Origin of the sequence: Aeromonas sp. 601027, from assembly GCF_049174455.1 — a bacterium.
GTDB classification, from domain to species: Bacteria; Pseudomonadota; Gammaproteobacteria; order Enterobacterales; family Aeromonadaceae; genus Aeromonas; species Aeromonas veronii_A.
This window is the reverse complement of the sequence record NZ_JAAKTN010000001.1, coordinates 142770-164665: the sequence shown is the minus strand read 5'-3', so window position 1 is coordinate 164665 and position 21896 is coordinate 142770. Positions and strand designations below refer to the sequence as shown.

Genomic DNA, 21896 nt, shown 5'->3' with positions numbered 1-21896 from the left:
GAGATGAACAGAGTCATCCCCATCCGATTCAAGGACTAGCGCTTGAACACATCCAGGCCGGTAAAATAGGTGGTATCATGGCCATCGAACGCATCGGCATACATCACTTTGCTATCCTCGAAGAATAACTCCAGAATTGCCTGCGCCTCTTTTATCTTGCCCGCCAGCACCTCGGGTTCTGCTGTCACCTGCGCCATCATTAGGCTGATGATATTGGCGTAGAAATAGTTAATTGAACCAATCAACACACGATAGAGATGTGATTCGCGGCTCATCAGCAGATAGAGCAGATAGTCGTGATGGCGTTGCATCATGGCCAATACCGCATTGTGTTCACAGGCTACCTGGCGCCAGTCATCGCGCAACTTGTCTACCAGCTCAACGAACAGCGGCACCTGCAATGCAGCAGCGAAATCAACGCTGCTCATGTCAAAGGACTGGAAACAAGTGGCCATCACTTCATCCATGAGCGGGATTTTGTCGAGTACCGGCCATTCAGGTTGCAACGATTCAACACGACGAGGGATTGCCCCTTCTATATAAGCGCCGTCACTACTGTTGACGCACTGCATCTCGGGATAATCACGCAATACACTGGCCATATTGTGAATGGCTAGCCCAAACAGATGATTGATACGCACTTCGTCGCCAAAGTTACCCGGTGCCGGGAAAGTATCCTTTAAATTTTCCTCGTATTTCGCCTCTTGCTTGTCGTTGTAATAGAGACTCAGGCTGGAGTGATGCTGTCCGGCTGTTTTATAGCCATTGTCGATACCAAACAAATACACCTGCTTGAAACCAAGCAAGGCCGCATAATTGAGGCCGGTATTGCCGACGAACGGGTTGGAAAATTCAATGGTATCGTACTCAAATGCCTGACCAAACGCGCTAATCAGCATGGAGAACATCGGCTCGTTGGGCTTGAACGCCAACCCTGTTTTACGAAAGAAGCGCTTGCATTCAGGGTGAATGACATCAACGCTCAGAAACACGGTGTCCTTGATAAAGTCATCGGCATTGAGAATGCTCAGAAAATCGGCTGAGCTCTTGGTGCGCTCCACTGCAACGTAGATATCCGGTTTTACGCCAGCTTTGTAGAGTGCACTGACCGCAGTACCGCAGGCGATAATGATTGCCTGCTGCTGATGCTGCCGGATGAACTCGATGCTCTGATCCAGCGAGGGGCCATTGCCAACCACAAAGACAGGGATCTGCTCGAAGGCACGGCTATCGCGCCACCGTTTCAGAAAGGGGGTGCCGTCTTGCAGATGGGTGTGGCTATGGGCAAGTGCATAGATGTTGTCATCAAAGAACCCCCACCCCGTTTTGAGCAGATAGAACTCCCTTTCCACCTGTGTTATCAAGGCGTGCAGCTTGGGGGAATGGTAATGACAGAACGAGAAATAGCTTGCCGACCAGAATGCCCCCTTGCGATGCAGCGCCTCCATCATGTCAGCGACCAGCAATCGCTCGTCAACACCGATAAAGAGGTGCAGACTGATCGACTCCTCCTCCATGTAGGCGAGCAGCTGATGCCAATCAAAACAGAAGAGCGAGGCGTAAAACATGTCAAGATCAGGCTCGAAAGCAAACAGATTCTTGATCTTGCACTGTTCATACAAGCAACCGAGCTGGTAGCCCAAACCAATGCCATACATCAGTGCCAGAGGAATATCGGTATGTAATGCTGCCTTTAGACGCAACCCTTCCAGAGCTGACTTCTCTTTTAATTTGGAGATTTCATTGTTGTATTTGATATGGATTTGGCCATCGATATACCACTGGGGCACAAAATCGATGCACTGCAAGACACTGTGTTCAATGACCTCGGCAATCTGCGACTGAACCTCGCTAAATGGATCATCCCCATAAAGCGAGATACCCTCGTCGAGCCACAGAATATTGGGAACGCCGTTTTCATTACAGAAGAAACGAAAAGGCCTGGCAGGCTGGTACTCCTTGAAAAAGTCATGAATGGCGGGCATGTATTTGGCAAACGCAGCCATATTGAGTTCATAACGAACGGGGAGTACTTCCAGCATGGCGGCCTCCTGCTGCTTTTGCAGAGCCAGGCGTGCCAGTTCACTTTCTACATCATGAATCTTGTGATGGATATCCATGTCAGACTAACCTGCATTCAGCTTGTAAAGACCGGATGCACGTCCGGCCTGGGAGAATTGTCGTAATTGTGCTTCAGCCTGCTGCTTTTCCTGACCCACCCAATCATAAATAAGCTGGAACTGCATCAGTGCCTGCCGCTGTTCCACATTGAGAGTCTCTCCCCAAGGCAGTGACCCGAATACCTCTTCCAGAGCATGCAGATAAAGTTCAGCCAGCTGTTCTGCTGCAACCAGCTCACCTTGCACCAGTAGAGACTGCAACTGCTCGCCCTGTCTCATCAAGGCAGACACAGAAGTACTATTGACCTCATTCATGCCGGTCTGCCTACCTTTTGCTGTGCCAGCGCCTTGTCTCGCTCATCGACAGGGATGGCATCCCAACCGCTCTTGACCGTCAGCATCAGGTTCATCACTTCATCAATGGCGCCTACATCCATGTCACGGCTGGCATCCATCATGCGCACTTTCATATAGTCATAAAGTGCGAACAGGTCTTCGGGGACCTTGCCATAAGAGAGATCAAGTGAATCTTGCAGACCATTGATAATGGCCAGCGTCTTGGAGATAGATTGGGACTTACCCTCGAAATCGCGACGCTCGACTGCACCGCGAGCCTGAGCGAGACGTTCGAGACACCCTTGCATCAATAACTGGATCACGCGATAGGGATCCGCCACTGCCAGCTCAGACTGCAAACTCTGGGTTGTATAGGCCTTGATCGTTTTTCGATACATACGAGACTCAGCTCCTGACTACAAATTAACTGGTTTTGTTGTTGGTATTGAGCAGGTTGAGATAGGAGGCAGATTTGTTCATCTTGGCCAGCAAGGTATCCAGACTGCCGTAGCGTGCCCTCAACGTCTCTTCATACTTGGTGAGCTGCGCCGCGACATCTGCTTGTTTGCGGTTGACATCACGCAGATCAGAATTGAGTGTCTCTTCCCGCTTGGCAAGCAGTCCCCCTGTCTTGGAGTAGGTCTCAAGCTGGCTGGCCAACTTGCCAGCAACACCGTCCTTGCCACCAAATACAGCCACTACCTGGTCGAAGTTCTTCTCGACCGCTTCATCGAATTTCGTCGAATCAAGTGAGAGCACTCCCTTGTTGTCCATCTTGACCCCCAACTGAAAGATGGTAGAGAAGGTCGAAGAGTTGTTAGAAGGCTCGGTGACGGTGCCACTCATCAGGTTGGTCACAGCCTTGGTCGTCGCATCCCCCGCCAGGGCTCCACCATCATTCTGGCTGACACCGGCCACGATAGAGCTGCGTTTGCCCAGATCGGTGCTCTTCTTCACCAGAGCGTTATAGCCATCGATGAAGCTCTGCACCATGGTCTTGATGCCAGCCTTGTCTGTCGTCACATCCACTCTGTTTGGCTTGTAAGTGGTCGTCACGGTACCATCACTCGGGTTCGTGGTAGTGGTGCTCTCCGACTCTTTCAACACCGTAATCTTGAGACCCACAATGGTGCCATCAAAGGTGTTGGTCGCACTGGTCAATTTATTGCCATCCACGCTTATCTCGGCATCACGGGCTTGTTGCTTCTGGGTCAGCTTGGAGATGAAATTGTCAGTCAGTTCAGGTGTACTGCCGGTTATCTGCAGATCTTTACCTGTTCCACTGACACCGGAGTCAATCACAAGGGCCGCCTTGCCATCGGAGGTATTCATGATATTGACGCTAAGACCAAAGTTGTCACTATCATTGTTGATCCGCTTGCGAATGGACTGGAGTGAATCCCCTGCTTTAACATCCACATCAAAGGTCTTGTCACCTGCCTTGAATGTCAGGGTGCCATCTTGAGTGATCATGGGCGTGGTCGAAGAGGCGAAACTACCTTCAAATTTGCTGGTCTTCGCCAATTTTTCGACACTGATGTCATATTGCCCGTTGGAAGCGCCACTCTTGCTCTCCACCTTGAGAACCGGATTATCTTTATCCTGGGTGATGTTTATCGCACGTTTGTTAAACGCGTCATCCTTTGACATAGCCTGCAGAGTGGTGACAAAAGTCGCGATCGCTGACTTCAGCTGGCCTACCCCTGAGAGAGTGATCTGGGCGTTGGTCTTTTTGGTGGTAATTGGCTGCAACAGCTGCGCCTTCTTGGCATCAACACTTGCAGCAATGACAGACTCCAAGTCCAGTCCAGAGCCCGCACCAGCAGACGTAATTGTGGCCATACTCACTCTCCTCGCAAACGTAACTATTAAATCTCTTTATCAAGCAATAACCCGACTCGAGAGCCACCGCCAATCACATCACCTTCGCGCAGAGCCTGGATTCGTTTGCTGATAGCCAGCAACTCTTCGCTTGGTATCTGACGGATCATTGATTTGGTATCGGCATCCATTACCTTGATAACAACCTGCTCCAGTTCCTTTTCAACACTGAAATTGACGGTCCATCCTTGCAACTGACTGAACTCTTGCAAGTTTTGTACCCCTTTCTCAATTTCCTTGTCTGAAATCTTCGGCTTGCCAGCCCTCTCCTGCTCAGGCAGCCCCTGTTGCTTTTCCATGTCCTTTGCCGTCCCCCGCTGCTCTTCTGCTGTGCCAGATAGCACTTGAGCGGCCGACTGGCCGCTCTTGCTACTTGACTGAAGAGAAGAAGGAGTGACCGATGACGGAATTCCAATTTCATTGGCCATATCGTCGCTCCTTTTTTATCTCATCACAGCCTGTTAACCCAGCAGGGACAGGGCTGATTGCGGTCTTTGGTTGGCTTGAGCCAGGATGCTGGAAGCAGCCTGTTGCAGAATGTTCTGCTTGGTCAGATTAGCGGTCTCGGTTGCAAAGTCTGCGTCACGGATACGAGAACGTGCTGCGCTCAGGTTTTCAGAGACGTTGGACTGGTTGCGAATGGTGGAGTCAAACCGGTTCTGCACCGCACCCAGCTCTGCCCGCTTGCTGTCGACCGCCTTGATCATGAAATCAAGGTTGGCCATGGCCAGCTGGGCGGCACTGGCAGAGCTGATGCTGCTGACGCTGGTAGAGGTTACTGCAGATGTTCCCTTGGTCACGGTATAGGGCTCGCCAGAGGCACTGGTAGCAACGGTCGCGCTTCCCTTGGTTGATGCCGCAATCCCACTGATGGTAAAGGCGGAAGTCATCTTGAAGGTGATAGTCTGACCAGCATCCGCCCCCACCTGGAACGACCCCTTGTAGTTGCCATCCAGCAGCTTCTGGCCACCGAAAGTGGTGTCGTTGGAGATACGGTTGATCTCTGTAGTCAGTTGGTCAAACTCTTGCTGCAATGCAGTACGGTCATCGGTGTTGTTGGAACCGTTAGCAGATTGCTGTGCCAGCGTGCGCATACGCTGCAGCATACTGGTCACTTCATCCATGGCCCCTTCAGCCGTTTGAGCAACCGAGATACCATCGTTGGCGTTGCGGTTACCTTGATCCAAACCGTTGATCTGGGAAGTCAAACGGTTGGAGATCTGCAAACCGGCAGCATCATCTTTGGCAGTGTTGATACGAAGTCCCGATGCCAGTCTGGTGTAAGAGGTATCCAGAGACTTGTTGGTATTCATCAGGTTACGCTGGGCGTTCAGTGATGAAGTATTCGTGTTGATATACATGGCCATAAAATATTCTCCCGAAGAACATGCGACTGCGGGTTGCGCCGTCAAAGCGGCGTCCCACCGTTAGAAGAACAGGTTGAACGAGCCTGAGTCTTCTGGCGGGTGTCTGTTTGAACGGACAGGTCACCCGCAGTAGTGCAAACGTTGGATTCCGAACACCCCTCGATTGCTTCACCTTGTTTAACGGCAGTGCAGAGGCAAGCTTTAGGAAAATTGTTGCCTAACGCGGCAATTTTTCTCCGGTACATGGCAAGGAAAGCCAGATGGCAAACATAGTGCAAGACGTAATAGAGGGGTTGCAAGATGGTGTAACAGGATTATTTTTGTGGCACGGTTTGTGCTTAGATTGGGTAGAGTGACGTCGATTTGACGACACAATAAAAAGAGGCCGGTAAACCGGCCTAAAGATGAGCATATGCTCAGGAGAATATGACCAAGCGTGACAGAACTGAACAGCTGGACAACACTTGGCATTACTAGTAGAGAATTATATCTCTCCCGATAGAACAGAGTGCGAACCGAACACCCCTTTGTTCCATCTCTTGACCAGGGCGGCCTGAACAACCGCCCTGTTTTCTTTTGTTAGCCTTGCAGCAGCGAAAGAGCTGACTGGGGGCGCTGGTTCGCCTGGGCCAGTATGGTTGATGCGGCCTGTTGCAAGATATTCTGCTTGGTCAAGTTTGCAGTCTCGGTGGCGAAGTCTGCATCACGGATACGTGAGCGTGCAGCACTAACGTTTTCGGAGACGTTCGCCTGGTTGCGAATGGTCGAGTCAAACCGGTTTTGTACCGCCCCCAATTCAGCACGCTTGCTGTCCACCACCTTTATCATGTAATCCAGGTTGGCCATAGCCGACTGGGCCGAGCTTGCAGCTGTAATGGTCGACATACTGGTAGATGTGACCGGCGTTCCTGCTGTCTTCGTGATGTTATACGGCTCGCCCGAGGTCGTGGTTGCCACTGTCGCACTACCACTGGTGGCAGAGGCCATGCCCGAGATAGTAAAGGCGGTCGTCATCCGGAAGGTGATGGTCTGCCCTGCGTCTGCCCCCACCTGGAAGGTGCCCACATAGCCGCCATTGAGCAGGTTCTGGCCACCGAAGGTGGTATCTTTGGCTACCCGGTCGATCTCAGTCATCAGCTGAGTGTACTCTTGCTGCAGCGCGGTACGGTCATCTGTGTTGTTGGAGCCGTTGGCTGACTGTTGAGCCAGCGTACGCATCCGTTGCAGCATGGAAGTAATTTCATCCATTGCCCCTTCGGCAGTTTGGGCAACAGAGATACCGTCATTGGCATTACGATTACCTTGATCCAGACCGTTGATCTGGGAGGTCAAACGGTTGGCAATTTGCAGGCCGGCGGCATCGTCTTTGGCGCTGTTGATACGCAGACCGGATGCCAGTCGAGTGTAGGATGTATCCAGTGATTTGGTCGTGTTCATCAGGTTACGCTGAGCGTTGAGTGATGAAACGTTAGTGTTGATATAAAGGCCCATGACTATTCTCCTAAGCTATTAAATTTACTCTTCTATTTGCTCTGGCTTTATTATTTTCTGTGCCCGATGCGTCTTATTTAACGGCCCGTTTTTCGATGTCTTTAGCATTTTTTTCAACGCTTCATCGCATTAACGCCGCTTACCTTATATATCGGCGGGTCGGGGGGATACTTAAGGAAAAAATCGGGCCAAAACCAGTGACAAACTCAACATTCTGAAGCTCGCCAACGGCAGGGGGCAAACGAGACACTACCGTTCGTGCTGCGAGAAAAAATCCGTCCCGACTCTCAATTTTGTCGAGCACAGTTGGCGATTGGGCTCTCCAGCCCCTAAAATCGCGGCCCCATCAACAATTTGGCGTGAGTTGTTTTCCATGCAGACACTGGTTGAGCAGATTGTTTACATCAGCGATATGTTTGGTACTGCGGTATTCGCGTTTTCAGGGGTTCTGGTGGCGGGCCGGCTCAGAATGGACGGATTTGGCGTCATGGTTTTGGCGGCAGTCACCGCCATCGGCGGTGGTACCATCCGCGACATGATCCTGGGAGCAACCCCGGTGTTCTGGGTTCGCGATCCTCTCTATATCTGGGTGGTCATTGCAACGGCGCTGATCGGTATGTGGATGGTCAAACTGCCCCGCAGGATGCCCTGGTATGTACTGCCCGTCGCGGATGCCTTCGGGTTGGCCCTCTTTACGGTGATTGGGGCGCAAAAAGCCCTCAACTTCGGTACCCCGGGACTGATCGCCGTGCTGATGGGGACCATGACCGGGGTAGCAGGCGGTATGATCCGTGATGTACTGGCTAGGGAAGTGCCTATGGTGTTGCAAAAAGAGATCTATGCAACAGCCTGCATTTTGGGCGGAATCCTCTACACCCTGGCACTGGAGGCGAACATGGACAGAGTAACCGCCATGCTCATCTGTATGACAGCCGTGTTCGGTTTGCGGGTAGCTGCTATCTACTGGCACCTGTCGCTACCAACCTTCTCGCTGCAACGCAACTGAAAGCACACCCGCAGTGGAATATGGCTCTGTGGGTTGTGCGTTGAACCAAATGGGCTTTTCTGTTGTCATAGAAGCAGTCGTTGTTAGCCGGATATTCTCATGCACAAAATCGGTATGCTTACCACTCTCCTCCTTGCGAACGTGACAGCAGCACATGCCGAAGCACAAGCCGTTTTTGGACGACTGGCATCGGCGCCAGTGCAGCAGTTCAACCAGCAGATACGTCAGGCGAACGAGCTACATCAGAAATGGGTCAATGACTACCGTGAGGTAGCACTTCGTTTTGTCGGTCATAGCGACATCCCCAGTCGCATCCATGCACAGCAACTGGATAATGATCTGGTACTCTCGGTTGCCCTCGATGGCAGCAAGAACGACATGCTCTATATCCTGACTCTCTATCGCAGCGATAACCTTTGGCAAATGAGGGGAGCGGAAATGGGTTGGCGTTGCCTGGGGGAGCACTCCTTCACTCCCGTTCCCTGTCCATAAATCCAAGCTCCGAGCTATAAAACAAAAATCCGGCACATTGGCCGGATTTTTTATGGGAGATTGAGCGTCAAATTACGGACGGTAAACTTTGACGTTGGCAAAGCCTTTCTCTTTCAGGTAAAGCGCCTGCAGCTTGCTCATCACGCCGCGATCGCAGTAGAGCAGGTAGGTCTTCTCCTTGGGCAGATCGCCAAAGGCGGTAGCCAGCTTGAAGAAGGGGATATGCAGTACTTCACGACCTTCCACCACCAGCGGCTTCTCGTCGTGTTCGTCGGCAGAGCGGATATCCAGGATCACCTCGTCAGCGCCCAGCACCTGAGTCGTTTCCACCTCTTGCACTTCAGCGGCAGTCTCTTCACCGATACGGCGGATATCGAGGTAACGGGCCTCGGAGACCACCTTGTCCAGAATGGAGAAGTCAAAATTGGCCTCTTCCTCTTCAATGCGGGAGAGCTCGGCCTTCACAGTCGGCTTTTTGGAGATGACCCCACAATACTCCGGCATGGTCTCGGCGAACTCCAGGGTGCCGATGCGGCGGGCTTCACTGATGATATCCGGCTTGTCCCAGGTGATAAGCGGGCGCAGGATCACCTTGTCGGTCACCCGGTCGATCACGTTCAGGTTGGTGAGAGTCTGGCTGGATACCTGACCCACACACTCACCGGTCACCAGCGCCGGGATCTGGAATTCATCGGCCACCTTGGCGGCAGCACGCATCATCATCCGCTTGAGCACCACGCCCATCTGACCGTTGTCGATCTTCTCGAGGATCTCGGCGACCACCGGCTCGAAGTCCACAGCAGTGAAACGTACCCGGTGGGATGAACCGAAGCGGTTCCACAGGTGATAGGCCACCTGCTTGACGCCGATCTCGTGGGCCGCACCGCCCAGATTGAAGAAGCAGTAGTGCACCCGGCAGCCGCGCTTGATGAACTGGAACGAAGCCACACCGGAGTCAAAACCGCCGGAGAGCAGACTCAGCACATCTTCCTGGGTCGCGATGGGCATGCCGCTCAGGCCCTGATGAATAGCACTGACGATAAAGAGCTCCTCGCCGTCGATCTCGAGGTTGATCTTCACATCCGGGTTCTTGAGGCGCACACCATTGCTTTCGCAGTGCTGGTTCAGTCCACCGCCCACATAGCGCTCAACCTCGAGGGAGGAGAACTCATGCTTGCCGTGGCGCTTGGCGCGCACGCAGAAGGTTTTGCCCTTGAGCTGGTCGCCCCAAACGGCTTTCACCTGCTCGAAGATGTCGTGCAGATCGGTAAACTTGCTGGCTTGTACCTCGAGGAAGGCCTGAATGCCGGGAATACAGGCCAAAGCTTCGATTGCCTGCTCGCGGAACTGGTCATTGCGGGAGCTCACGATCAGCTTGTCCCAATCCATCCGTACGCGGGCATCGTCGTCGAAGCGGCGCAGGACATTGCGGATATTGCCCTGCAGGATCTTGATAAAGCGCTGGCGAACCGACTTGCTCTTGATGGTGATTTCCGGGAACAGCTTGATAATGAACTTCATGGTAATGACTCGGGTGACCTTGATTTAAGGGCGCGAATTATATCAGAACTTTGTGGCCAGCGCCTACTGGATGAGCGTTTGCTCACATTACCCCACGCAGTGTTTGCCGTGCAGCGCGAATCTTGCGTATATTCCCGACCCTGCGCCTCGCCAGATTTTTGACAACAGACTGATCCGATGAAGACCTATATCTACTACCCCGGCATGGAGGTACGCGACGAGCTCTGGCTCAAATTTGCCCTGCTCTATCTGGAGCGGCTTGCCTTTGTCTTCACCGTCAGCGAAAAGAGCGGGCTCACCGCCCTGCTCGATACCCTTCAACAGCAGACCGACCTGCTGGCCGAGCGGCCCGATGCCGCCTTCTTTGCCGCCATTACCCCGCAACTGGAGTGCCAGATAAGCGGCCTGGTGGCCCCCGATTTCGTCCGCCACAAGGTGTTTGGCAACAAGGAGCTGATTGGTCGCTGGCGTCAGGAGGCCAACCACGACTGCTTCTGCCCGGAACAGGCGGGGCTGGAGCGGCTGCACGGCTTTTGCCTGACTCACAGCTTTGCGACCCGGGATGAAGGGGGGATCAGAATGGCGCGGCGCTTTGCCAACCTGCTCTCCATGCGTCTTGCCCGTGAGTGGGCACTCGCCAATGACGGGGCGCTTATTACCGATCACGACTATCTGGACCGCCTGCTCCACCTGCTCGAATCCCGCTACCACAATCGCGGCGGCCAGGATTGCTTCCACCTCGAGATCCCGTTGCAAGTGCCCACTCACCTGGCCGACATTCCGTTGGCAGAGCTGATTGCACTGCGCGGGCGCAGCGGCTTTCGCCAACAGCTGGCCGAATTTCATCTGGCCATCGACAACCTGCTCGCCATGCTGGGTAGCGGCTATGCCGACCCGGCGGCCCTGACCCGCTTTGAGCAGGCTCAGCAAGGGCTCAATCAACTGCTGGGGCCCGAGACCCTCAGCATACCACTCACCACCCTGGTCAGCACCAGCCTGCCCGCCGTAGCCATGCTCCACCAGTTAAAAGCGAGCCACCCCGAAAGCAACCTTATCTTCCATCCCATCAAGAAGAGCCACTTTCACCAGCGCAAGAGCCAGCACTTCTTCACCCGGCTCGGTCATCTGCGCCAACCGGGCTGAATGGGCGGAATGAGAAAGGGGTTGGCATCTGCCAACCCCTCTCGTTTTCTGCGGCCTACCAATCATCACCCCGGTGATTGGCCCGCTCTTGCGCCTGCCTGCGCGCCTCCATCGCCCTGTCACGGCGGATATTGGCAGGGGTACAGGCAAACTGTTTCTGATAGCAACGCGCAAAACTCTCGGAAGCAGGTTCGAAAGGTGAATAGAACCCGGTTCGTTCAGGAGAAACATGGTGATCACCATGATTGGTTGTGGCACAACCCGAACTAATCAGCACCAGCAAGGGACACAGAACACGCAGCAAAAGAGAACTCCCGATTGGATTTGAATGAACTCGTAATTATTCACAAATTAATTCATCCAATCAAATATTGATGCATTTCAAATGGTTAATTACATTCACCTCAATGGCTGTCGGCAAAACGATCAACGGGTGATGGTGCTGGCATCACTGTCAGGATGCACCACACGAAACTCGATGCGATCGCTGTTGCCCGCCTCATCCACTACCACCAGCTGATAACGACCCGCCTCGCTCAGCACCTGATCGCCATCCCAACGCAGCCGCTGGCCGTTGAGAAACCAGGCCGGCTTGCCGACACCGCCCAGCACTTTGGGCTGCAGCCGATAGCGCTGGCTGCGGATAAGGTTGCCCTCCCCCAGCGCCACGATGCGAATGGGGGCCTGCAGCTCGGCGCTCTGCCCCTCTCCTGCACAACCGCTGGCGAGCAGCGCCTGGCGCCGCTCGCCGGGCACCCGCCAAGGCTCCAGCGACAATGGCCAGAGCGCCCTAAAACCGGATTGCGCCGCATCGGGACAACGGGTCAGCGTCGGCTTGCCCCCGACAGTGAGAGCAACCTGTCGTAGCGGCGAGGGCCAATCCATGGGATCCGGCAAGGTGGGAGGATCACGCCCTTCCAGCAACCAGGCACTCTGGTGCTGCAAACAGGCCTCAGGCAGGGTCGTGTTGGCCTTGCGCCCCAGCGGCCAGCAAACTTCGGCCTCGCTCACCGTGTTGGGTTGTATCGGCAGAGGGCTGTTGTCAGCCAACCGCGAGTAGACCGAGAGCAGCAGCGGCACCGCCGCACTCTGGCCGTAGAAACCGGGCATGGGGGTGCCGTCGGGGCGCCCCAGCCAGACGCCGATGGTCCAGCGACCGGAGACCCCCATCGCCCAGCTGTCGCGATAGCCATAGCTGGTGCCGGTCTTCCAGGCCAGCCGGTTGACCCGGCCGGTCGCCTCGCTAGCAAAGGGCTGATCCGCCCGTCCCTGCGCGCTCAATATCTGCCAGATGATCCAGGCTGCCCCCGGGCTCAGCAAGGGACGTGACACCGCCTGCTGCCCTGCCAGCCAGACCGGCATCGCCACCTGCCCCTGCCGGGTCAGTGCGCTGTAGAGCGCCACCAACTGCTCGAGCCGAATGCCTGCCGCCCCCAGCGCGATGGCCGGATTGGGCTTGTCGGAAAGGGCCAGCCTCACCCCGGCGTTGTCGAGGCGGCTGACCAGCTTGTCCGGCCCAAGCGCCTCCAACACCTGCACCGCCGGCACGTTGAGGGATTGCTGCAGCGCTTGGGCGAGGGTCACCGGCCCCTGAAAGGCGCCGGAGAAGTTGGCGGGGCGATAGTCAGATCCCAGCCTTGGCGCATCGGAGAGCAGGGAGGCCGAGTGCACCAATCCTTCGTCCATCGCCAGACCGTAGATAAAGGGCTTGAGCGTAGAGCCGGGGGAGCGGATCGCTTGCACCATGTCGAGATAACCGTGGCGGCGCAAATTGCCATACTCGGCGCTGCCCACATAGGCGCGTACCGCCATGGTTTTGTTGTCTACCAAGAGCAACGCCGCTGAGGTCTGCTCGGGGAAGCGACGGATATAACTCGCCACCCGCCCCTCCAGCCAGCGCTGCAGATCGCCGTCTATGGTGGTGTGCACCAGCGCCCCCGCCTGATTGTCGGCGGCGAGGCGGGCAAAGAGCGGCGCCTCCATCGGCGTGAAGTGACCGCGAGCCAGCACCGGCTCGATGCGCCCCTCCAGCCACGCCTGTTCGGGCCAGACCCCCTGCGCCACCAGCCGCTGCATCACCTTGTCGCGAGCCGCGCGAGCCCGCTCGGGATGCCGGTCCGGCCGGTTGCGGCTGGGGGCCTGCGGCAGCACCGCCAACAGCGCAGCCTCGGCATGGGTCAGCCTGGCGGCGCTCTTGCCAAGGTAGGCAAAACTTGCCGCCTGCACCCCCTCCAGATTGCCGCCAAACGGCGCCCGGTTCAGATAGACCGTGAGCAGGGTGCGCTTGTCATAGTGCCACTCCAGCTGCAGCGCGCGCGCCATCTGGCGCAGCTTGCCGGGCACGCTCCTGTGGTAGGGCTCGATAAGACGCGCCACCTGCATGGTGAGGGTCGAGCCCCCCGACACAGCCCGCCCGTAGCGCAGCCACTGCCAGACCCCGCGCACCATGGCCACCGGATTGACCCCGGGATGACGCCAGAAGTAGCGATCCTCGTAGCCCAGCAACGCCTCGATATAGCGGGGGGAGACCTGCTCCAGAGTCACGGGGTAGCGCCACACCCCGCTGGTATCGGCAAAGGCGCGCAGCGGCCGCCCCTTCATGTCGAGCACCACCCGTGCGTAGGCAGGGTCGAGTGGCGGCGGCGGAAAGAGTCGATCCAGCGCTAGTAGCGACAGGCATAGGGTGATGACGCCCAATACCGAGAAACGCAGCCAGCGTGGCAAACGACCAAGCCAGCGCCAGCCAGCGCGGCCACTGCAACCTAATTTCAGCCAACCACGCTGCCAGAAAGTGAGCGGGCGAACCCGCTCACTGGAAGGAACGTTGCTCAGAGAGCGTCTGCGACCCATCAAGCGCCAGCTACTCAGAGATAGTTACCTCGTGGATATCCTCACCCACAGCCCGCAGCTCGGGCCGGTACATATCCTCCACCTGGGTCGGCGGCACCTGATAGCGACCCGGCGTCACCGCCCGCATCAGGTAGACCAGTTGCTGGTTGCTCCCCTCGCTCAGATCCAGCGCCGCCGTGTAGCGGTCGTCGCGAAACTCCTGATGCTTGAGGTAGTCATTCCATTCGCTCTGCCACGCCGGTTTCCCCTCGATGGAGAGCTCTTCGAGCTTGATGCTGTTGCCAAGAGCCGGGTTCTCCAGCTCGAAGCCAGCGGGCACCATCTCCACCAGCAGGGCATCGGGCACCGCCGATTCACTGCTGACGTTGAGCCGCACCACCACCAGATCACCCACCTTCACTTTGGCGGGATCAAACGGCTGACCATCGCTGTTGAACCAGCTGCGGGTCACGCTCATCCCCTTGCTGACCCGTGCCGGTGCCTGTTCGGGGTAGCCAATCAGGGTACGCTGCACATAGAGGGAGCCCTTGCCCTCGTTGGTGATGGTGCTCGCGGCCAGTGCCTCGGGGGTGCCCTGCTGCAACGGGGCCGAACCGCTCAGGGATCCGCTGCCAAGAGAGGAGGTCACCTTGGCCTGCCAGTCGACGGCCGGATCGAAGCGGGCAAGTCGCAACAGGGCGAGCCGCTCCTGGGTGCTGAGCCACTGACTGTGAGCCAGGGTATCGGCCACCTTGGCACTGAGGGCTGGCCAGCGATCCGCAGCCAGCTTGTGCTGGCGCAGCAGGGAGAGCTCAAGGGCTTCATCACGCAGCGGTGAGCCGTAATCCCCCAGATAGTCGTCCCCGCGCTCGGTCGCCAACGCCCGATTGAGGGCCTTGGCGGCGTTCTGCTCATCCCCCATGGCCGAGAGGGCCAGCGAGAGGTGGAGCAGCGGCAAACCGGAGCGAGCGTGATCGGCCTGCTGCTCCCAGATAAGGCGCAGGGTAGCGAGCGGTGCCTTGCCCACCCGGGCCAGCACATAGGCACTGTAGGCCTGATAGGCCAGCCGGCTGTGCTCGGGTGCACTGCTCCAGCGCTCGCCATACTGACTGTCGGTGAGATAGCTTTGCAACCGGTTCAGCGCCTGATTGAGCATTGCCTCCGGCACTGCGTCGCCCGCCTCCTTGCGCGCCAGCAGGTAGTCGGCAGCATAGGCGGTGAGCCACTGCTCCTCGTCGGAGCGGCCATCCCAGAGGCCAAAGCCACCGCTTGGCAGTTGCAACCGCTGCAGCCGTTGCAGCAGGGCGCGTTGCACATCCGCCTCACTCGCCGCCTTCTTGCCCTCTGCGGTTTTGCGCCAGGCGGCCCGCTCATCCGCCGTGGTCAGCAAGTAAGGCCAGGCACGGGACAGGGTCTGCTCCAGACAGGCGTAGGGGTAGTCGGCCAGCGCCTGCCACTGGGCAGCCGGATCCCAGGGCGGGGTGCCGGAGAGGCTGAGCAGCCCCTGCAGGTTAGCGCGATCCAGCCCAGCCAGCTCAGCTGGCGCAAAGCTCATCTGCTGGCCGGGGGCCAGCATCTGGTAGCGCTGGCGCGTCTCGGCCGGCCAGGGGGAGCGTAGCGGCAGATACCAGTCGCGGCTGATGGCAAAATCCTTGCCGCTGGCCGCCAACTGCAGGCTTGCCACGCCGCTTGCTCCGGTCACGGTGAGCGGCAGGGTCAGCCACTGCTCCTCGCCGTTTTTCAGGGCCAGGGTGCCGGGCAGTTCGCCATTTGCCTTGAGCCCACCGTTGAGGGTCCAGACAAGGGAGAGGGTCTGATCCTCACCGCTCATGTTGCGCAGCTGTACCAGCGCCCGGGTCTCATCCCCTCTGGCGCCAAAGCGCGGCCAGCCAATTTCGGCCACCAAGGGCGCTACTACCTTGACGGCGCGCTCAGCCTCACCCACTTGCTGTTCGTTCCAGGCAAGCGCCATCAGCGCCAGCTCGCCGTTGAAGTTGGGCAGATCGAGCGGGATCATCGCCTTGCCGCTCTCATCAAAACTCACCTCGCCGCTCCAGAGTGCGGCGATCTCGACCCGGCTCTCCAGCGCGCCGCCCTTTTTCAGCGGCGCCCGGTCACCCCCGTAGTTGAGGCGGGCCAGCTTGCCATCCTGCGGCGGGATCACCTGACCGTAGTTGTCGAACAAATCCTGGGCGAAGCGCTTGCGACCAAAGAAGATCTCGAACGGGTCGAGCGGCTGGTAGTCGCTGATGTTGAGCACGCCCCGATCCACCGCGGCCAGCACCACGCGGCCCTGACTGTTGGGGGTGGAGGTGGCGGTCACTTCCAGCCGGGTGAGCGGCACCGCTTTGTCCGGCGCACTCAGGGTGAGCGGCAGACGGCGCGCTTCCCGATCCAGGGTGAGCGGCACCAGACCGACCGAGCGCAGGCTCTGCCCCTGTTGCTTGCCGGACGGTTTGGAGGCACTGTCTGGCGCGGCGATCTGGGCCGAGATATGCAGGTCATGACGCTCCCACTCGGGGCTGACCGGGATCTCGAACTCGCCGCGGGCATCCTTGGCATCGCCACCGGCGCCCTTGAGCTCGATGCGCTGCCACCAGCGCAGGCCGTCGCCATCTTCCACCAGCAGCAAGCCCTTGCCGGGGCGCGGCGCCACCAGGGTCACTTTGGCCTTGTCACCCGCCTGATAGGCACGCTTGTCGAGGGTGATGGCAATCTTGTCAGGCCGTGCCTGCTCGCCACCGCCGCCCCAGGCGTAACTGCCGATCTCCACCCGCAGGCTCGATTGATGGCCCTGACTGTTCTCCACCTCCAACCGATACCAGCCCGCCGCCAGTTGCAGCGTGAGCGGGGTCGGCCCCTTGCCATCCAGCTGCAGGGTCTGCTCCTGCTCCAGATAGGGCTGGCTGTTGAACTCGTACTTCCACCCCTCCCCATCGGCGTAGTGCCAGTAGTAGTCGCGGTACTCGTTGATGAGCCGCACCTTCACCGCCCCCGCCACCGGCTGGCCCTTGTCATCGAGGTTGAGGATCTGGAAGGGGAGCGGCTTGCCCCCCTCTACCCGATCCGCCACGAAGTCGGCCTTGAGTGCCGGCCACTGGCTGCCTGCAGGCCAGCCATACTGGGTGCGGCTGCGATTGACGGCGCGGCCACCAGGCTCGGCGAGCGACACCCGATAGGCCACCTCCAGCGGCCCAAGACCGCGCACCCCATCGAGTTCATCAGCCAGCGAAAAAGCCCCCCGCCCCTGCGCATCGAGGGTGAGACTCCGCGCCTCGAGATCCTTGGCCTGCTCGGCGAGCAGCACATCCCCCAGGGTGAACTCCTGCCACTGGGTAAAGGGCATGGTGGCGCGGCTTAACTTCACCTCCGCCTTCGCCTTGGTGGCACTGGCCGGCGCGCCATAGAGATAGTCCCCTTGCAGCGGCAGAGTGAGGGCCGCGTCCAAATCAGTGACTTCGCCATCCGGCCCCTTGCCAAGCTGCAGTTTCAGCCGCTCCGGCAAGAACTCCTCCACCAGAAAGGGCCACTCGAAGCGACTGCCGGCGGCGGTCTTGAGGTTGATGGTCCAGCGCCCCAGCGGCGCATCATCCGGCAATCGCAGACCGTAGTGGGCGGCGCCAAGGCTATCCGGTAGCAGCCGCTTCTGTTCGAGCAGCTGACCGTCCGGTTGTTTCACCTCCAGCTCCACCGCCATGCCGGGCAACAGCTGGCCATCCTGCCCCTTGAGCAGGATCTCGCTGTCGAGCCGCTCGCCGGGGCGATAGAGGTCGCGCCCGCTGAACAGATAGAGCTGCTGGGCCTGCCAGGGCTGGGTGCCGAGATCGAAGGTGGAAAGATCGAGCGCCGCCCCGTCGAGGCGCAGCACCGCCAGATGGTTGCCCTGCTCGGCCAGCAGCAGGCGGGCTCCCTGCACCTGATCGAAGCGGCGATGGCCCTGCGGATCGGTGGTTTGCACCTGCAACCTGTTGCCCTTCTCATCGAGCAGAGAGAGCTGCACATCCTTGAGCGGCTCGGCGCTGGCCAGGGAGCTGACGAATACCTCCAGCTGATCGCGGTAGCGGCGGGCGCTGAGCCCCATGTCGCTCACCGCAAAATAGGTGGTCTCCTTGCGCCAGTCGTAGTTGCCAAGGGGCGACATCACCGCAAAGTAGACGCCAGCTTCGGCCAGCTGCGGCTCCTTCACATTGATGAGGCGGGTCTCGCGCCGGTTGGCATCGAGCTCCAGCGCATAGCGGCCGCTGAACACCCGCTTGGCCCGCTTGGTGATCTGCTCGAGCTCCCAGTTGCCCATGCCGGCGCCGGGGCGATATTCCGCCAGGAAACGGGGCAGATATTCCGCATCGACCCGGAAGAAGTCGATATTGACCTCATCCACGTTGACCGCGCTGATGGGCAGGCGAAGTTCCTGACGCAGCGGCAATACCATACCGCTGGCGGTAAAAGAGGCTCCCGCCTCCAGCGGCCGGGTCTTGAGGGTCCAACTCTGGGGGGATGGGCCCAGCCCCGCCTTGAGACTCACCTCATAGCTCTTGTCGGGCTGCACGTTCGGGAAGTAGAGGGTGCGGCCATCGTCGGCGAGGATCCACTCCCCCTGCACCTGCTTGCCCCCTTCACTGACCCCGAGCCAGCTCTGCCAGTTTGCCTTGGGCGCCAATTGGCCGGAGAAGACCAGCGCCAGCGCCGGCGCATCCCGATATTGACGGGCATTCGCCTGCACCACGGCGCTTGGGGCGCCCGCTTCCTGCTGCGCGGCAGCCGCTTGCGTGGTCGGCTCATTGGCGACAGGCTTGTCGGGGCCACAGCCGCTCAGCAGCAGCGCAGTGAGCCCCGCCAGCAGCAGGGCCGGCCAGCGGCGGCGCAGAGCGCCGGTTCCGGCGGTAGAGCGGTGAGAAGCAGAGGGAGAGTCGAAGAGGCGCATAGGTTCCATCCCGAGTTGGAGCGCTGCAAACGCAGCGTGGCTGGAAACAGGATAAGGCATCCTGCTCACCCGACACAAAGCTCATTACCCGAATGGGCACAATTCCGCGCCCCTGCAGCACGAGAACCCCCTTGCCCACTGATCCAGTGCGGCAAGGGTTGTCATCTAGTCGTGGCTGGTCTCGTTTTTTGCTCCGCCTTTGAACCAGCGAAACAGGATGGCCATGACGGCCGCCAGAAACAGCACCAGCGAGGTAATCAGCAGGGCCCGGGTCAACAGTTCGCTGTGGTGGAGGAAGAAGGGGGTATTCATCGCCAGCTTGCCCACCAAACTGAGGCAGAGCGCCCACATAAAGGCACTGGCAAAGCTGGCCACGCACATCCGCAGCACGCTCAGGCGGCCAATCCCCATCAGCATGGGGGTCAGCACCCGCACGAACGGGATAAAACGGGAGGAGAACATCGCCAGAAAACCGTACTTTTTCAGCAGCCGGGTCGCCTTGGGCAGGCTGTCGGGAGGCAGCATCCGCTCGATATGATCCATAAAGCGGGTACGCTGCAGGGCCCGTCCCTGCCAATAGGCGAGCACAGAACCTATGCCAGCAGCCAACGGCAGATAAATAAGTGTTACTTCAGGGCCAAACACCCCCATGCCCACCAATCCACCGGCCAGCAGTACCAGGCTGTCCCCCGGCAGGGGCAGGAAGACGAATGCGGACTCCAGCAGCAGTACCAGCATCAGGCAACTGATCAGCAGGGGTACCGCCTGCATCTGAACCAGGGCGTCAAAATCCTGATGCCAAATGGCCATCAGCATATCCAGCATGTCACTCTCCCTACTACACGGTTCATCATGAACGAGGCAGGGGTTATAGCACCCATCCCCTGAACAAAACGTTAATTTTGTCCGGCACAGGAAATAAAGTGTGTCGAAATATTGCTGCAATTAGGGGATGCAAGGAGGGCAAACAGCAGAGATAAAAAGCCCCTCATCTTGCACGCACAAGGGAGAGGGGCAAACAGGCACAGAAATAAAACGGTTACTCGGCGGTGGCCATCAGCCAGGTTTTGAAGCCGCCGGAGAGGTTTTTCACCTTGAAGCCGTGCTGGCTCAGCAAGCGGCAGGCGACATGGCCGCGCAGCCCGACCTGACAGCTGATCAGCAGCTCTTTCTCTTTGGGCAACTCATGGAGGCGGCTGCGCAACTCGTCGAGGGGAATATGCAGCGCCCCCGGAATGCGGCCCAGCTTGTCGAGCTCCGGGCCATTGCGCACATCCACCACCAGCTGATGGGGGTTACGAGCCTGCACCTCGGCCACGTGGCAGAGTAGGGTGTCCCCCTTCAGGTGGTTGCTCGCCACAAAGCCCGCCATGTTGATCACATCCTTGGCTGAGCCGAACGGCGGCGCATAGGTGAGCTCCAGATCCTGCAGGTCAAACACGGTGAGACCGGCGCGCTGGGCCACCGCCAGCACGTCGATGCGCTTGTCGATGCCATCCTTGCCGATGGCCTGGGCACCGTAAATCTTGCCATCCGGGGCAAACAGCAGCTTGAGGCTGACCGGATGTGCGCCCGGGTAGTAACCGGCGTGGCTGCCCGGATGGACATAAACCTTCTCGAACGGCAATCCCAGTTGCACCAGTCGCTTCTCGTTGAGGCCAGTGCTGGCCACCGCCAGATCGAACAGCTTGCAGATGGCGGTCCCTTGCGTCTTCTTGTAGGTTTCGCTTCGGCCCAGCATGTTGTCGGCGGCGATGCGCCCCTGCCGGTTGGCCGGGCCCGCCAGCGGGATCAGCACAGATTCGCCGGTGACGAAGTCTATCTCTTCCACCGCATCCCCCACCGCGTAGATGAAGGGATCCGAGGTACGCATCCCGGCATCGACCTTGATGCCGCCGCGTGGGCCCAGCTCCAGCCCTGCCTTGGCGGCGAGCAGGGTTTCCGGCTTGACGCCGATGGCGAGGATCAAAAGACCGGTATCAAGATGGGAACCGTCATTGAGGGTCAGGCGCAGGCCACCGCTTTTGGCGGTCGGCACGGCGGAGGTCTTCTCGGCAGGCAGATCCAGACTCTCGATGGCGGTGAGGCCGGTGCGCAGGCGAAGGTCGATCCCCTCTTCCCGGATGCGGGCATGGAGCATGTTGGCCATCTCCTTGTCCACCGGCGCCATCACCTGATCGGCCAGCTCCAGCAATGTGACATCCAGCTTGCGCTGGTGCAGCGCCTCCATCATCTCCAGCCCGATAAAGCCGGCGCCCACCACGGTGACGTGGCGTGGCTGATCGTGATGCAGGGCCGCCAGAATGCGATCCATGTCCGAGATGTTGCGCAGGGTATAGACATGGGGGCTGTCGATACCGGGGAAGGGAGGACGGATCGGCGCCGCCCCCGGGCTCAGCAGCAGCACATCGTAATGCTCGCGCTGCTCTTCACCGGTTTGCAGGTTGCGCACCAGCAAGGTCTTGCCCGCCTTGTCGATCTCAATCACATCGTGGAAGACCCGCACATCGACGTTGAAACGGCGCTTGAAACTCTGGGGAGTCTGCAGCAGCAAGGCATCCCGGTCGGGGATATCGCCCCCGATGTGATAGGGCAGACCGCAGTTGGCGAAGCTGACAAACTCGCCCCGCTCGAACATCACGATCTCTGCCTCTTCACTCAAACGACGAGCACGAGCCGCCGCCGATGCGCCCCCCGCGACACCACCGATAATCAGGATCCGTTTCATCTGCAAGACTCCTCATACATGATAATGGGCAATAAATTAGACTTTTCTAATTTAGAATTCA

At 58.4% G+C, this 21896-nt stretch carries 15 protein-coding genes; 3 read left to right on the top strand and 12 right to left on the bottom strand.

The annotated features are described in order from the left end of the window. Positions 1-35: 35 nt before the first annotated feature. The 7 genes from G5193_RS00710 to flaA all read right to left on the bottom strand — a co-directional run bounded on the left by G5193_RS00710 (position 36) and on the right by flaA (position 7195). The gene (locus G5193_RS00710; RefSeq protein WP_421173043.1) at positions 36-2120 is read right to left on the bottom strand and encodes a 6-hydroxymethylpterin diphosphokinase MptE-like protein; all 2085 of its coding nucleotides are present in this window, start codon (positions 2118-2120) and stop codon (positions 36-38) included. Between the two features lie 6 nt (positions 2121-2126). After that, entirely contained in the window at positions 2127-2435 is a 309-nt protein-coding gene (locus G5193_RS00705; RefSeq protein WP_129503714.1) for a hypothetical protein, read from the bottom strand. Beyond that, on the bottom strand, positions 2432-2854 hold the full coding sequence (fliS, locus tag G5193_RS00700) for a flagellar export chaperone FliS (protein WP_005346697.1): 423 nt from the start codon (positions 2852-2854) through the stop codon (positions 2432-2434). The genes G5193_RS00705 and fliS overlap by 4 nt, the downstream gene beginning before the upstream one ends. Positions 2855-2879: 25 nt before the next feature. Next, the gene (gene fliD / locus G5193_RS00695) at positions 2880-4298 is read right to left on the bottom strand and encodes a flagellar filament capping protein FliD (protein WP_216954022.1); all 1419 of its coding nucleotides are present in this window, start codon (positions 4296-4298) and stop codon (positions 2880-2882) included. Between the two features lie 26 nt (positions 4299-4324). Then, the gene (locus tag G5193_RS00690; RefSeq protein WP_129503712.1) at positions 4325-4765 is read right to left on the bottom strand and encodes a flagellar protein FlaG; all 441 of its coding nucleotides are present in this window, start codon (positions 4763-4765) and stop codon (positions 4325-4327) included. 33 nt (positions 4766-4798) lie between these two features. Next, positions 4799-5704, bottom strand: a complete 906-nt coding sequence (flaB, locus tag G5193_RS00685) for a flagellin B (RefSeq protein WP_129503711.1) — start codon at positions 5702-5704, stop codon at positions 4799-4801. A gap of 579 nt (positions 5705-6283) precedes the next feature. Further along, positions 6284-7195 (bottom strand): flagellin A, encoded by a 912-nt coding sequence (flaA, locus tag G5193_RS00680; RefSeq protein WP_129503710.1) that lies wholly within the window; start codon positions 7193-7195, stop codon positions 6284-6286. Positions 7196-7568: 373 nt separating this feature from the next. Between flaA and G5193_RS00675 the strand changes: the two genes are divergently transcribed. Both G5193_RS00675 and G5193_RS00670 read left to right on the top strand, forming a co-directional pair. Next, a complete protein-coding gene (locus G5193_RS00675) occupies positions 7569-8201 on the top strand; it encodes a trimeric intracellular cation channel family protein (protein ID WP_129503709.1) in 633 nt (210 codons plus the stop codon). 99 nt (positions 8202-8300) lie between these two features. Further along, positions 8301-8693 carry a hypothetical protein gene (locus tag G5193_RS00670; RefSeq protein WP_042053183.1) on the top strand — a complete coding sequence of 131 codons (393 nt, stop codon included), beginning with the start codon at positions 8301-8303 and terminating at the stop codon, positions 8691-8693. A gap of 72 nt (positions 8694-8765) precedes the next feature. Here the strand turns inward: G5193_RS00670 and thiI are convergent, their stop codons facing one another. Beyond that, entirely contained in the window at positions 8766-10214 is a 1449-nt protein-coding gene (thiI, locus tag G5193_RS00665) for a tRNA uracil 4-sulfurtransferase ThiI (RefSeq protein ID WP_421204693.1), read from the bottom strand. Positions 10215-10391: 177 nt separating this feature from the next. Between thiI and G5193_RS00660 the strand changes: the two genes are divergently transcribed. Next, on the top strand, positions 10392-11357 hold the full coding sequence (locus G5193_RS00660) for a hypothetical protein (protein ID WP_421204692.1): 966 nt from the start codon (positions 10392-10394) through the stop codon (positions 11355-11357). A 426-nt stretch (positions 11358-11783) separates the two neighbouring features. Here the strand turns inward: G5193_RS00660 and pbpC are convergent, their stop codons facing one another. The 4 genes from pbpC to G5193_RS00640 form a co-directional block, all read right to left on the bottom strand. After that, the gene (pbpC, locus tag G5193_RS00655; protein ID WP_421204691.1) at positions 11784-14207 is read right to left on the bottom strand and encodes a penicillin-binding protein 1C; all 2424 of its coding nucleotides are present in this window, start codon (positions 14205-14207) and stop codon (positions 11784-11786) included. A gap of 10 nt (positions 14208-14217) precedes the next feature. Next, entirely contained in the window at positions 14218-19107 is a 4890-nt protein-coding gene (locus G5193_RS00650; protein ID WP_421204690.1) for an alpha-2-macroglobulin family protein, read from the bottom strand. A 165-nt stretch (positions 19108-19272) separates the two neighbouring features. After that, positions 19273-19932: a DedA family protein gene (locus G5193_RS00645; protein ID WP_005333990.1), complete on the bottom strand. Its 660-nt coding sequence runs from the start codon at positions 19930-19932 to the stop codon at positions 19273-19275. A 214-nt stretch (positions 19933-20146) separates the two neighbouring features. After that, the gene (locus tag G5193_RS00640; RefSeq protein ID WP_421204689.1) at positions 20147-21835 is read right to left on the bottom strand and encodes an FAD-dependent oxidoreductase; all 1689 of its coding nucleotides are present in this window, start codon (positions 21833-21835) and stop codon (positions 20147-20149) included. Positions 21836-21896: the final 61 nt, after the last annotated feature.